Origin of the sequence: Legionella maioricensis (assembly GCF_023618015.1) — a bacterium.
Lineage (GTDB): Bacteria > Pseudomonadota > Gammaproteobacteria > Legionellales > Legionellaceae > Legionella > Legionella maioricensis.
Window position 1 is genome coordinate 119,054 of the sequence record NZ_JAJKBJ010000001.1, and the last position, 12,584, is coordinate 131,637.

Sequence of the window (12,584 nt, forward strand, 5' to 3'; positions counted from 1 at the left end):
TATCTTCAATTTAGCAAATAAAGACAAAGGGATTATTAACCAAAATTCGACAAGGGGAGCTACTCCCAACATTTGCAATTCAAACTGTCTAATTCAGGTTTTAGTTATTGGCATTTTGTCAGATTAGACCCATGCTATTGCTTTCAGCTTATTCAGAGCGCAAAATATCTTTATTTTGGTAACCAACTAATTTAAGTATAATCCTAAAGGACTAATATGCACTCCCTTTATCCAGCAATTAAACCCTTTGCACAACATGAATTAAAAGTAGGTGGTTCTCATCTTCTTTATATAGAAGAAACCGGGAATCCTGAAGGAATACCTGTTTTAGTTATTCATCCAGGCCCAGGCTCTGGATCTGATGGTTACCTAAGACGCTTTTTCGATCCACAACGTTATAGAATCATCCTGTTTGATCAACGAGGTTGTGGTCGTTCTAGCCCCCACTTAGAAGTTCATGACAATAATACCTCTCTCTTACTAGATGACATCGACGCCATTAGAGATTATTTAAGCCTGTCTGAATTCGTTTTATCTGGCGGCGGCTGGGGATCATTATTGGCTTTGCTGTATGCGCAAAAATTCCCACAACAAATTAAAGCGCTGCTTTTACATCAGGTATTTTTAGGCAGACAAAAAGATATTGACTGGTTTTATAAACATGGTGCCAGTTTGGTTTATCCAGATTATTGGGACGAGTTCATCAATCAAGTGCCTGAAAACATGAGGGATAATATTCCCCAATATTACGCTGACTGCGTGCTGGGTTCTAATGAATTAGCTCGAATGAGTGCAGCAAAAAACTGGGCTCTTTGGCAAGCGCGCTGCAGTAGTTTACAACCTCATTTATACGTCATTGATCAATTCAGCGATCCTCATTTTGCTCTGGCTCTTGCAACTCTGGAGTCCTACTATATTACCAATCATTATTTTATTGAAGAAAACCAGGTTATGGCCAATGTCCATAAAATACGACATATTCCTACTTATATCGTTCACGGCCGTTTTGATTTAGTTACTCCGTTAGCCAGTGCCTGGGAGCTTCATCAGGCAATACCGGCTTCGAACTTGAGAATAGTTCGTGATGCGGGGCACTCGGATCGTGAATCAGGAATTATTGATGCGCTGATCTATGCGAGTAAAGAAATTTCCAAACAAGGTCTGGATGCATGCTGACGGTTGTTCAACGAGTTAGTGAAGCTAAAGTTGAGATTAGCAATCAAATAGTGGGTAAGATAGGCCAAGGATTAATGATCCTTTGCGGCTTTGAGCGCGAAGACAAGCCTGAACATTTAAATCGCATGCTCACTAAATGCATCAATTATCGTATTTTTGATGACGGTCTGGGCAAAATGAATCTAAGTCTAAAAGAGGTAAATGGTGGTTTATTATTAGTGCCCCAATTTACCTTAATGGCGGATACCCAAAAAGGATTGCGTCCAAGTTTTTCTAATGCAGCCCCCCCGGAGCTTGGCCGTCAACTGTTTGAGAGTTTATTAAATCAGGCCCAGGAACTTTATCCGAATACTCAAAGTGGGGTTTTTGGCGCCAACATGCAGGTTCATTTATGCAATGATGGGCCAGTAACTTTTTTATTACAGTTTTGAGACAGCATTTCATCTCGAACGTAAGTGAAACCTATGTGAGCGCATCGCGCCAAGTTTTGGAAACGTTCCTTCATTACTAAACTTAACTCACATGCATTAAAAAGAACGTTCATTTACTGTCTCTCTATGCCCCAGTGATTTTCAAATAGCAGCATCAATGTATAATGAGGCGCGATTTGTATTGAGGTTGTTATGATAGTATTAAATGTTTTTATATTTGGTAGTGAGCAAAGCGGTAAAACAGAGCTTCTTAAACAACTCAGTTCTCCAGAGTATCTTAGTCCACTCGAACATCCCTATCAGCCGACCATCGGAATCTATTATACTACTATAACTATTCCCAACGAATCGAACGAAGACAACATCACTCTAAATTTAGGTGATATGGGTGGTCAGGATCGTTTTAATGGGGATGTAGAGATACTGGCTCACTTTGATTTTGGCTTATATTGTATCGATTTATCAAGAGAAATTGATGAAATCAAGCTCAAAGAAATTAAAGACGACATTAATAAATTTAGAGAAATAAATCCCCATGCTCAATTGGTTTTAGTAGGAACTAAAGCCGATGTGGCGTTATCTAATGCTCTGAACAATGTACTCCAACAATTAGAAGAGTTCACGTTCGCCGCAACTGTTTCTACCTCCGCACGAGAAGCACGGGGATCCAAAAAACTTTATAAGGCTCTTTGTTTAGAAGCCCATAAAAAATTACGCCCTAATGAAGAAGACTACCGCAGTTTTTATAATCCTTTAAATAATATTCAACAAGCACGTAATCGATGCCTTCAAGGCTCAGATTTATATAATGCTTTGGATAATTTAAATAATAAAGCCATTAACTTGCCTTTTTATGTCGTCTCAGCCCTTGGAACTGAGGCAAACATCCTGCTGGATAATATTCAGAACCCCTCCAACCCGGATATAATGGCAAGTATTAATTTATTCCATGAAAACTGTAATGAACTGGTCCAAGGGAGATATCAGGCGGTCATTAATGCCATTTGGACACTGACTATTACTGCTGCAATCACAATAATTGCAGGGGTAATAGGCTTTGGGATCGGATTTGCCTTGGGTGCATGGTCTGGCCCTGGAGCTTTTTTTACAGGTTTGGCAGCAGGCTGGGCAAGCTCAATGGCTGTGGCCGGAGGAGCTTCTTTATTTGGTTTAGGTACTTTAGCCTATACTGCCACGCATACGTTTTTTAAAACAACTCCGGTTGAAGATGCTGTGAATGAAATTGCTGCACTCGCACCATCAATTGCCAATGAGATTGCCTGCTCATGACCCCGCATTGATTATTAGTTCGACCAGTTTGCAAGAATCATAAACTGGTGTAACATCATCGTAAGTATCTAATAATTAGAAAAATAATGCGCTTAATTGTAATGTTTTCCAGTATGATTGGAACCTTCATGTTAACAGGCTGTGCGCACAAAGGAACTAATCCCGTTGACCCTTATGAGTCCTTTAATCGCAAGGTCTACAATTTCAATATGGCTGTTGATGCTACCATGTTAAGACCAACAGCAAAACTATATCACGCAGTGGTGCCTCGTGTAGCTAGAAAAGGGATAGGTAATGCCTTTAATAACCTGGATATGCTTCCCACCATTGCCAACGATCTTCTTCAGGCTCAAGGAAAATGGGCGATTAAAGATTCCTGGCGTTTTGTCATTAACTCTTCTTTAGGGGTTGCAGGTTTATTTGATGTTGCTAATAAATTTGGCTTGCCACCACATTATAACGATTTAGGGGTAACCTTTGCGAAATGGGGGGATAAAAAATCACCCTATCTGGTCATTCCTTTAATAGGCCCAAGCACAATACGTGACGGCTCGGGATGGTTATTTCAATTTGTTCTTTGGAGTCCCTATGTCTACATCAATAATGATGCAGTAGCCTATGGTTTATTTGGATTACATTACGTTGATTTGCGCTCCCAACTCTTTGATTCAGAACGGATAATGAATGAAGCTTTAGATAAATACTCGTTCATGAGAGATGCTTATTTACAGCATAGAGCTTATCTCATCTCCGGAGCAGAACAAGATAATGGCTCGCTTTACGTAGATGATGCTGCAGCGGATCAAGAGGCTCTTGGCAAGGAAGGAGGCGCTCAAAATGACCAAGCACCAGCAGATTATGTCGATGAATAATTTTCTAGGTACGCCCGATGTAGCCCGTATTAGCGCAGCGTAATACGGGCATAATTTTATATAAAGTGTGAAACTGTTTTTGAAGCCTGTATTACGCTGCGCTAATTCGAGCTACATAGAGACACAGCTTATGTGGGTAACTGTTCACGGGATATGTAATTTATAAAAATAGCATGACCAAATAGTCGTCGTTGCGAACAAAGTGAAGCAGTACAGAACTCTAACGAAACAGCGTTCTGGTTTGCTTCGCCAAGGCTCGCAACGACGGAATGTACATGTCCTGTGAACAGTTACTTATGAGGCCAAACGTATTTGCTCAAGACAATGCAGATAGTCTCCCGCAATATCTAATCCTGTTTCAGCTGAAATTTCACGCAGGCAAGTCGGACTGGTTACGTTAATCTCGGTTAAATAATCCCCGATCACATCGATACCTACAAAATATAAACCTTTTGCTTTGAGTGTGGGAGCTATCTGTTCACAAATCCATCTATCTCTTGCGGTAATTTCAACAACTTTACCTTTTGCACCTGCTGCTAAATTACCTCGTAATTCACCTTTGGCCGGAATACGTGCTAAAGCATAAGGAACGGGCTCACCATCAAGCAACAAGATACGTTTATCTCCTGCTGTGGCTATTTCAGGAATATAGTGCTGAGCCATGATATTAATGTTTTGCCCTTGGGTCAGTACTTCCAAAATTACTGATAAATTTCGTCCATGCTGATCCACATGAAATACCGAACTCCCCCCCATCCCTTCCAAGGGTTTAAAAATAACATTTTGATGGGTTTGCCAAAATTCTTTTAAACGTGCAATATTGCTAGACACCAGTGTGGTAGGACAACATTGAGGAAAATTCAAAGTAAAAAACTTCTCATTGGCATCACGCAGGCTTTGAGGTTTATTAGCGACTAATACCCCATCACGCTCTGCTAACTCTAATGCGTAAGTGGTATAAATATATTCCATATTAAAAGGAGGATCTTTACGCATCAGAATGATATCAAAATCACTTAATGGCTGTTCACCCAAGTCTTTAGTTTTTGCCCAATCAAGGCTGTGCTCGTCGCCAACAGTAATATCATAAACCCGTGAATAAGCATGCCCCTCACGGCAAAATAAATCCATCTTTGTGAAATACACACAAGACCAACCTAGAGCCTTGGCGCTCGTGATCATAGCAACCGTAGTGTCCTTGTATGGCTTTAATTGATGCAAAGGATCCATAAGTACCGCGAGTTTCATTATTCTCCTCCAATTGCCGCAATTTCTCTTGCTGCTGCTAAGGCCGCCAGACGTGCAATTACTCCATAAACATAAAAACGATTAGGGCAATCCACAACCGCTAAGTCATCGCAGGGCATATTACAGGCTTGAGCAAAAGCCAAGGGTTCAAAATGCATTCCAGGGGCGTTAAGATTCTCATCTATTCCTCTACCCTGATGAACGCGATAAAAACCACCTACAACAAATTGACCAATCATATAAACTACCGGCTCTGCCACAGCACCATCAGGCATGGTTTCAAAAGTATAAACACCCTCTTGAATGATCACTCTATCTACCTTACGGCTTCCTTTACTAGCAGACATTTTGGTGCGTTGCTTTCTATTTAATTGACGTAACTCCTCACCGTCATGCACCATCATCACACTCATACCGTAAGTGCCATTATCTGCTTTAACTACCACGAAGGGTCTGTCTTTTATGCCATAAGTAACATATTTATCACTGACTAAAGACAGTATTTTATCTACTTCCTGGGCTAATTGATCCACCCCTTCTTGAGCCATAAAATCAACGCCGTCTAAAGCACTGAAATAAGGGTCAATTAACCAGGAGTCAATACCAACCAAGTCAGCAAACTCGTGAGCTACTTCATTAAAAAATTGAAAATGGCTTGATTTCAAACGTGTTGCCCAACCTAACTTAGCGGTGGGCCTAATCCGTTGTTGCAAACCTTGCAAAATTTCAGGGATACCGGAAGATAAATCATTATTTAACATCAGAAAACAAGGATTAAAATTATCCAGCCCCACTCTATTTCCCTGACGTTGCAGAGGTTCTATTAATAAAGTCTCTCCATGTTCAAGAACCACTTCCATAGGATCTTTAAGCTCTGGATCTAAACTACCAATACGCACAATAAAACCCGCTTTAATTAAAATATTGCGTAGCACATTCAGACTTTGCATATAAAATTTATTGCGGGTATGACTTTCGGGAAGAATTAATATTTTGGTGCAATCAGGAATATATTCTACTAATACTGATTGTGCAGCCTGAATACACAAAGGAAGAAACTCTGGATTCAAATTATTAAAACCTGCAGGAAATAAATTCGTATCAACAGGAGCCAGCTTAAAACCTGCATGGCGCAAATCTACCGATGAAGTCAAAGGTGGAGGTGTTTCTTTCCACTTTAGTCGGAACCAAGCCTCTATTTCCGGAACCTGATTTAAAATAATCTTTTCCACATGGTGTAAAGGACCTGAATGAGCCGTTGTCAAATGTGGAACTGGGATTTCGGTAGCATTCATGCTCACTCCCCTGAATTTTGGAATGGATCAATGGTACCGATGTTGATGATAAAATGAAAGATCTACCCGATTTTAAGTGTCAAAAGTGATTCGAGTTATTTATCCTGGTAAAGTCAACGATAGCGTAATTAATATTCTAACAGACTGCAATTTTCGGCAGACTGCACCATATCATCGCTTTCTAACTCGCAGTTAAAACCAGTCAGGCTCATTAGGATTTCAATATCCTCAGCAATTTCCGGCACGGTATGAAGGTAAGCCACGCGCTTAAAAAAAAGAGGAGTATCATAATTTATTTGAAATTGTTTTAAAGCCTCGGCAAACTCTAGATACCCGGGGGGTATGGAGAAAATTACAGCAGAAGTGGAGGATAATTTAGAGTGTGATTGTAAATCATATTTCTTTATTAACTGACCCAGTTTTTGTTGAACAATCTTTTCATACGCCTCCAATTCTTCCGCTAATTGTTGCGAGATTTCTTGATATTGAAGATCGGTTTTTACCTGACTTAACTCTTCAGCTGAATAATCGACTGTCTGTAAGCCCGCCCTGTTTGCCAAATAAATAAGATCAATCCGTCTATTATCCTGAAGCAGCTGCTCCTGATGCTCTATTATATAATCAGTACGTAAAATACCTTGTATGTGTTGTTGTACCCGTTCTTTTCTACTATATGCATCGAGGCGATTCGGATTGAATTCAGTAGCCCATTTAATTGAGTGAGCTAAAAATAAAAAGTTCTTCCATAAATCATTAGTACGACAATTAACATCATGAAAAAGATGCAATATCTCCAACTCGTGAACCAGCTCATCGACTACTTCAATAACCCCCATAGGGCTTTTTGCCTGAGAGATGGTGCTATGATACTTTCCCAGAGCCACATTAGCCCATTTTTCTGCCAATTTGGGCTCAGGGGTGAATAGATAAATATCATTTGAAAGCTGAATTCGTGTATAAATATTTTTTGCCAATGCGTCTATTTCAGTATCAGCAAAATCTTTAATATTGACAGCGGAATCCTCAACATCTCCAGCGCTTGCCAACGCATGCGCTCGGCCACATCTCAGATCATATTGGAGTTCCAATTTTGTCGATTTCCTGGAAAACTCATTTGCCAAATCACTGTAATAGTAACTTAAATTACCCCAAAATGAGGATAAAGATACTCTTTGAGAAGGTTCAAAATCCTTCAAGAAGTCATTAATAATAACCTCTATATCCTGTACCGCGATATCTTTCGTTTTCCTCATTTCCGCAATTGCTTTTTTCTCCAATTCCTTTAATTTTTCTAACATTTCAGGAGTTAGCTTATCCATTTCATCCGGGAATTTTTTCCATAGCTTTTCCTCTCGTATCGTCAAAGACATATACCGACAAAAAGATGAAACAATGGTACTTCGGTTAACAAAACCTATTCTAAAACCATTCGCCTGATTGTCCGACTTTATCCGCTGTAGTAATTCCTTAATACCGTCCACTGTTGCTGCATCAGGATGCAAAGGAAAAGCATTATAGTCTTGTCTAAAAATCCCTCTTCTGTCTTCAGTTGAACCATAAAAAACACTGTCACTTAATAACTTTTGTACTGCTTTTATGTCTTCCAGAGTAAAATTCTTTAACAATTGAGGTAACAGCTTGCATAGTGATGTTGTTGCCTGAAATAAATCATAAACACACCCCTTTCCTCTTGCTTCTCTTGCGTTATAGTGACGCCAGTTTTCAAAATTGAGAAAAAACTGATGATCGGTAAATAGCAAAAAGTGTAATTCTGGATGAATTTGTTTTAAATACAGTAAAGGAGGTAGGGTGAGTTGTAGCGTTGAATCATTGACTGAATTAAAAGAAGTGATTTGGGCGATTTCACGCGCCTTCACGTCCAACTGATTAAAAGGAAGCTTAAATCCTTTTACATATACTGCCTCAATTAAAGACGAGCATTTTTTTGCCCTTTCTTTATCTGTGGGCAACGTCAGGACCTTCTCACAAAACTTTAAAATATTGTCCTCACTTAATTGACTTTCTTCTTCTATCTCTAATTCAATGATGCCCGCAGTGGCCATGTGCTTTTTTAAGTAAGGGGGCTTATCCCTTTGGGCTGCTGCCAGATTGGGATAGATTAAATAGTATTTACCTGATATTGCCTTTTTTAGAGCTTCGGCGATTTTTTTAGAACAAGTCGCATCACTATAAAACGTGGTTAAACCAGGGATAAGAATAAAGCGTTTTAGAGACATAGGCCTACCTTGTAATAATTTGCACAATTATGACATTGAATAATTAATGTGTCTAATATGTCACCTGAACTGGAGTTTAATCTTCTCTATTTAATGATTCTCTAGGAAAGCCCTCTCGCTTACATTCAACAATGAGTACCCGTCAAGATATAAGCGCGAACCAAGTATGAATATCTTTATTTGGTGCTAATGAATTGTATGAAAGGGGGATTTTGCGTAGAGGTCTTAATCTGCCGCTTAGAATAGATGGATATACTTTTGAAGTCTAATTAACTGGAGTATCTCAATGCAAAATAAACAACCAACAGCTCAAGCTAAAAAAATTATGGGGGAAATTGAAATTAAAAATGGAAATACCGCGTATAACAATACTACTGGCATCTATGGGCTATTTGCTGTAGCGGACAGGGTGCAAAGTGCAGTAACAGGCTTGGCAATTACCAATGAGGTAGCGCAGATAAGAAATGGAGAAAGATTACAAGCGGAAGCAGAAAAAGTGTTATCCAATAAAAGCTACTCTTTTTGAGTTTTTAGTTTATTTTCGCTCTATTTACATCTTATTAAAAATGCTCATAGGCTATGAATGACTAGACTAGACTATACTAACAATATTAAGACTGCTTATTAAAGGCAGCCTTGTTTTAGGAGCTTCTTTATGAAGGCCTTTAATAATATGCAAATGTATACTTCTTATTTAGAGAATCGCTACCAGCCTATTTTTGCAAATACTCTAATTTATAGCTGGGGATACTTCTATTACGATTTAAGCGGTCGTTGTATGCAGTTAATGTCTGATAAAGTGCTTTTGGATGTTTTTTTAAAAAATGATTTATTTGTCCCGCAGATTATCAACAACATTACTTCAAACCAGGATGACTTTTACGCCTCAGATATTAAAAATGATGCGATGTTATCTGCTTCAATCAAAGAAACTTTAGTAGATCATCAATATGTTTATTTTTTTGATATTGTCCATAATCATAAGGACTACACAGAAATTTATACTTTTGCAACATGCTCCGATGCGGCTCAATCAAATAATTTTGTCCTTAACAATATAGACGTTTTAAGAATAGTGAGTCAGGATCTTGGGGAGCGTTGCCGGCGATTAACTAAAGAAAATACATTGATTTTGCCTAAAGATTTTATAATTGAAATGAATACACTTGCCCAATCGCAGCAACCATCCAAGTCTTTAAATCTAAAAGAGATCATTTTAGAAAAAAAAGATAAAGCTCATAAACTGCAAGAAATGGTAAATGATACCGCTTTCGATTTAAATAAGTTACCTTTTAACTTTTTATCGGCAAAAGAGTTAACACTAAAAGAAAAAGAGATTATTTATCTCTATTATTTTGGTTTTAATACGCATCGTATTGCCGACATTTTGGAAATATCAAAACGAACTGTCGATAAACATTTTGAAAATATTAAGAGAAAACTTGCTTGTGAAAGTACAGGTCAAATAATTCCTACCTTGTTACGATCTAATCTTTCAATAAATAACTTGATCCACACGGTCTGAATTTATAAATAAGAGCCTGTTTTAAAGATGCTTTTGCCCTGAGGTTTTTCAGATTTATTATAGGGGTTTCATAGTTAAATGATTTCTAAGATGGCATAATAAAACACTATATTTCAAGTTCAATCATTTTCTCTATGCGGCAATTAAAAACCATCAAAGCAGTCTTGTTGCTTATTCTTCTGGGTTTTATCTGGGGTTCTGGTTATTCACTGGCTAAATTTGCAATGACTAATGGAGTATCGCCTTTGGGCTATGCTTTTTGGCAATCTTTAGGCCCCGCTTTGTTATTGACTTTTTTTTGTATTACAACCAAACAAACACCATTCTTACGCCCCGAATATTGGTCTTATTTTCTCATATGTGGTCTGGTTGGCATTGCCATCCCCAATACCAATATGTACTTTATTGCCAGCCATATTCCAGCAGGATTATTAGCTGTCCTGGTCAATACTGTTCCTTTATTAGTTTATCCTTTAGCTCTTTTCTCAGGGCAAGAGAAACGTGACCGATGGCGTTTTTTAGCTTTATTATTGGGCATGACAGGAATACTGCTTATTGTAGGGATTAGCACAACCGGATTTTATTCCAGCTGGACTCTGTTAGCCATGTTAACCCCACTGGGTTTTGCACTTTGCTCTATATACATAGGTGCCAGACAGCCACTGGAAATAAATTCCTTGCAAGCAGCAAGTGGAATGCTGCTTGCGGCATCATTTTTACTCATCCCACTGGTCATTAGCCAACATGCTTTTTATCCATTATCAGGCCCATTGACGATAGTAAAACAAATTATTATTTTAGAAATCATCTTATCCAGTTTAGGATATCTGCTCTTTTTTATTCTCATCCGCATGGCTGGTCCGGTATTTTATAGTTTAACGGGAGGAATAGTTGCTTTAACTGGCCTTTTCTGGGGTTATCTGGTTTTTGGTGAGACCCCTACCTCTATTCAAAGTATGGCAGTGGCCTTGGTTATTTTTGCACTTTTTCTGTTATCATGGAGACAATCGAGACAAACTCAAGGAGCCTGATTGATGCTGAGTGAATTGGCAAAACAATTTAGTACTCAAATCCAAACGTTTTTTTATTTAATCATGTTAATTAATGGCATTTTGCATTTTATTTTTGCAGGAGCCGTAGCTCGTGATGCTGGAAATTTATATCGCTTGGGACAAAAACCTGTTTTAGTTTCTGCGCCAACCTGGGCATTTGCCACATTGATTGGCGGTGTATTTACGGCAACAATCTATTGGATTCTACACCATTCCACATTAACAAGACCAGCAATGAGAGAAATGCGTTATGACAAAGCATGAAATTAAAACTATAGATGTTCATGAGTTAAAAAATAAAATGGATACTCAATCAGACTTATGTTTAATTGACGTTCGTGAACTTGAAGAATGGCAAACAGCCCGTATTCCAGGAGCACATCATATCCCTAAAGATAATATTGTCTCCAACATAGAATCTAAAGTTTCGGATAAAACTCATCCAATTTATCTCCATTGTCGTGGCGGAGTCAGATCGCTCTATGCTGCACAGTGTTTAATGGATATAGGCTATGAAGAGGTTTATTCTGTAGATGGTGGTATCATTGAGTGGGCTATGTTTGGTTACCCAATAAAGGAATAAATGACACCCCTAAAACAGGGGTGTAGTTTTGTTAAACATATGAAGGACTTGTTGTCTGCTGAACTTTTCCCTCTTCAGCGGGTGTCCCACCGCCAAAAAATCCTCCGAAATACCCCTTAGACGCTGGCTTCTTAGCCTCAGGCACTGGCTTCTTAACCCCCTGTTCTTTTAGATGTAACTCTCTAGCCGCCTGAATGAGCTCTACACGCCATCCCTGGACTTGAGTAGATAAAGTAATAATGTCTGCCTCAACTTCATATCCTGCAATGTCGAAAGGTTGTTTCTTTAAATATCCTTTTTTTGGATCAGCGGATACATAAACATTAGAACGCAGAAATTTCTCTAAAGGTCCATACATGTCGATCAAATCGTCTCGTTCGGGTTGGTTACCTGGCTTAAGATCCAAAGAGGAATTTAATGACCGGTATAAACTACTTCTTTCAGGAGAAACCCAATTATAAGATTTCGCAATTTTCTGGTGTATAAAATATGCTGCGGCGTTTAATATTCGCGCCTTTTCAAGTGTATTGTCTAACGAATCTAAAATCTCAATGGTTTTTAGCAAAAACCTGGCTTGGATCCTTCTCTCATCATCCAGTTTTTCTAAAGACTCTTCTAATTTATTGGGATCTAACTTGTGATCTCGAAGTAAAGTGTTAACGCTTTCCTTAATACTTAACTTAAGTACCTGATAGGCTACTAATGTAAATGACATCGTTGTTTCTCCTTAAACTCCATTAAAAGGATTGGTGCAATATGTTCCACCACATGTCAGTGTAAACTAATTCATAATTTTCGTCATGTGTTTTTTTGTACTAATTATATAATTTTTAATCCATTGATTTTAATAATAAAATTATAAAGCATCCATTTGA

13 protein-coding genes are annotated in these 12,584 nt (G+C 38.5%); 9 read left to right on the plus strand and 4 right to left on the minus strand.

Annotated elements, in window-relative coordinates:
* The first annotated feature begins 216 nt into the window (after positions 1 to 216).
* The 4 genes from pip to LOX96_RS00425 all read left to right on the plus strand — a co-directional run bounded on the left by pip (position 217) and on the right by LOX96_RS00425 (position 3,769).
* Positions 217 to 1,176, plus strand: coding sequence for a prolyl aminopeptidase (pip, locus tag LOX96_RS00410; protein WP_250419945.1), 960 nt, complete (start codon positions 217 to 219; stop codon positions 1,174 to 1,176).
* A complete protein-coding gene (gene dtd / locus LOX96_RS00415; RefSeq protein ID WP_250419942.1) occupies positions 1,170 to 1,607 on the plus strand; it encodes a D-aminoacyl-tRNA deacylase in 438 nt (145 codons plus the stop codon). Before pip ends, dtd begins: the two co-directional genes overlap by 7 nt.
* 192 nt (positions 1,608 to 1,799) lie before the next feature.
* The gene (locus tag LOX96_RS00420; RefSeq protein WP_250419939.1) at positions 1,800 to 2,897 is read left to right on the plus strand and encodes a Rab family GTPase; all 1,098 of its coding nucleotides are present in this window, start codon (positions 1,800 to 1,802) and stop codon (positions 2,895 to 2,897) included.
* 86 nt (positions 2,898 to 2,983) lie between these two features.
* A complete protein-coding gene (locus LOX96_RS00425; RefSeq protein WP_250419936.1) occupies positions 2,984 to 3,769 on the plus strand; it encodes an MlaA family lipoprotein in 786 nt (261 codons plus the stop codon).
* A 294-nt stretch (positions 3,770 to 4,063) separates the two neighbouring features.
* On the opposite strand, the gene gshB is transcribed toward LOX96_RS00425, so the two are convergent.
* The 3 genes from gshB to LOX96_RS00440 form a co-directional block, all read right to left on the minus strand.
* Positions 4,064 to 5,017, minus strand: a complete 954-nt coding sequence (gene gshB, locus LOX96_RS00430; RefSeq protein ID WP_250419933.1) for a glutathione synthase — start codon at positions 5,015 to 5,017, stop codon at positions 4,064 to 4,066.
* Positions 5,017 to 6,312 carry a glutamate--cysteine ligase gene (gshA, locus tag LOX96_RS00435; RefSeq protein WP_250419930.1) on the minus strand — a complete coding sequence of 432 codons (1,296 nt, stop codon included), beginning with the start codon at positions 6,310 to 6,312 and terminating at the stop codon, positions 5,017 to 5,019. The genes gshB and gshA overlap by 1 nt, the downstream gene beginning before the upstream one ends.
* A 128-nt stretch (positions 6,313 to 6,440) precedes the next feature.
* Complete coding sequence (locus LOX96_RS00440; RefSeq protein WP_250419927.1) at positions 6,441 to 8,549, minus strand: hypothetical protein; 2,109 nt, start codon at positions 8,547 to 8,549, stop codon at positions 6,441 to 6,443.
* Between the two features lie 286 nt (positions 8,550 to 8,835).
* Here LOX96_RS00440 and LOX96_RS00445 point away from each other — a divergent pair, with 286 nt between their 5' ends.
* The 5 genes from LOX96_RS00445 (at position 8,836) to LOX96_RS00465 (ending at position 11,709) form a co-directional block, all read left to right on the plus strand.
* A complete protein-coding gene (locus LOX96_RS00445; protein ID WP_250419924.1) occupies positions 8,836 to 9,075 on the plus strand; it encodes a hypothetical protein in 240 nt (79 codons plus the stop codon).
* A 129-nt stretch (positions 9,076 to 9,204) separates the two neighbouring features.
* A complete protein-coding gene (locus tag LOX96_RS00450; protein ID WP_250419922.1) occupies positions 9,205 to 10,074 on the plus strand; it encodes a helix-turn-helix transcriptional regulator in 870 nt (289 codons plus the stop codon).
* A gap of 134 nt (positions 10,075 to 10,208) precedes the next feature.
* A complete protein-coding gene (locus LOX96_RS00455; RefSeq protein ID WP_250419919.1) occupies positions 10,209 to 11,105 on the plus strand; it encodes a DMT family transporter in 897 nt (298 codons plus the stop codon).
* A gap of 3 nt (positions 11,106 to 11,108) precedes the next feature.
* Complete coding sequence (locus LOX96_RS00460) at positions 11,109 to 11,390, plus strand: hypothetical protein (protein ID WP_250419916.1); 282 nt, start codon at positions 11,109 to 11,111, stop codon at positions 11,388 to 11,390.
* On the plus strand, positions 11,377 to 11,709 hold the full coding sequence (locus tag LOX96_RS00465) for a rhodanese-like domain-containing protein (RefSeq protein WP_250419914.1): 333 nt from the start codon (positions 11,377 to 11,379) through the stop codon (positions 11,707 to 11,709). Before LOX96_RS00460 ends, LOX96_RS00465 begins: the two co-directional genes overlap by 14 nt.
* A gap of 31 nt (positions 11,710 to 11,740) precedes the next feature.
* On the opposite strand, the gene LOX96_RS00470 is transcribed toward LOX96_RS00465, so the two are convergent.
* On the minus strand, positions 11,741 to 12,424 hold the full coding sequence (locus LOX96_RS00470; RefSeq protein WP_250419912.1) for a hypothetical protein: 684 nt from the start codon (positions 12,422 to 12,424) through the stop codon (positions 11,741 to 11,743).
* Between the last annotated feature and the right edge of the window lie 160 nt (positions 12,425 to 12,584).

Bases quoted from the DNA above. Each gene is read 5' to 3' on its own strand.
- LOX96_RS00440 (WP_250419927.1), bottom strand. From the start codon at position 8,549: ATGTCTCTAAAACGCTTTATTCTTATCCCTGGTTTAACCACGTTTTAT.
- LOX96_RS00425 (WP_250419936.1), top strand. From the start codon at position 2,984: ATGCGCTTAATTGTAATGTTTTCCAGTATGATTGGAACCTTCATGTTA.
- dtd (WP_250419942.1), top strand. From the start codon at position 1,170: ATGCTGACGGTTGTTCAACGAGTTAGTGAAGCTAAAGTTGAGATTAGC.
- pip (WP_250419945.1), top strand. From the start codon at position 217: ATGCACTCCCTTTATCCAGCAATTAAACCCTTTGCACAACATGAATTA.
- gshA (WP_250419930.1), bottom strand. From the start codon at position 6,312: ATGAATGCTACCGAAATCCCAGTTCCACATTTGACAACGGCTCATTCA.
- LOX96_RS00445 (WP_250419924.1), top strand. From the start codon at position 8,836: ATGCAAAATAAACAACCAACAGCTCAAGCTAAAAAAATTATGGGGGAA.
- LOX96_RS00460 (WP_250419916.1), top strand. From the start codon at position 11,109: ATGCTGAGTGAATTGGCAAAACAATTTAGTACTCAAATCCAAACGTTT.
- LOX96_RS00420 (WP_250419939.1), top strand. From the start codon at position 1,800: ATGATAGTATTAAATGTTTTTATATTTGGTAGTGAGCAAAGCGGTAAA.
- LOX96_RS00455 (WP_250419919.1), top strand. From the start codon at position 10,209: ATGCGGCAATTAAAAACCATCAAAGCAGTCTTGTTGCTTATTCTTCTG.
- LOX96_RS00465 (WP_250419914.1), top strand. From the start codon at position 11,377: ATGACAAAGCATGAAATTAAAACTATAGATGTTCATGAGTTAAAAAAT.
- LOX96_RS00470 (WP_250419912.1), bottom strand. From the start codon at position 12,424: ATGTCATTTACATTAGTAGCCTATCAGGTACTTAAGTTAAGTATTAAG.
- LOX96_RS00450 (WP_250419922.1), top strand. From the start codon at position 9,205: ATGAAGGCCTTTAATAATATGCAAATGTATACTTCTTATTTAGAGAAT.
- gshB (WP_250419933.1), bottom strand. From the start codon at position 5,017: ATGAAACTCGCGGTACTTATGGATCCTTTGCATCAATTAAAGCCATAC.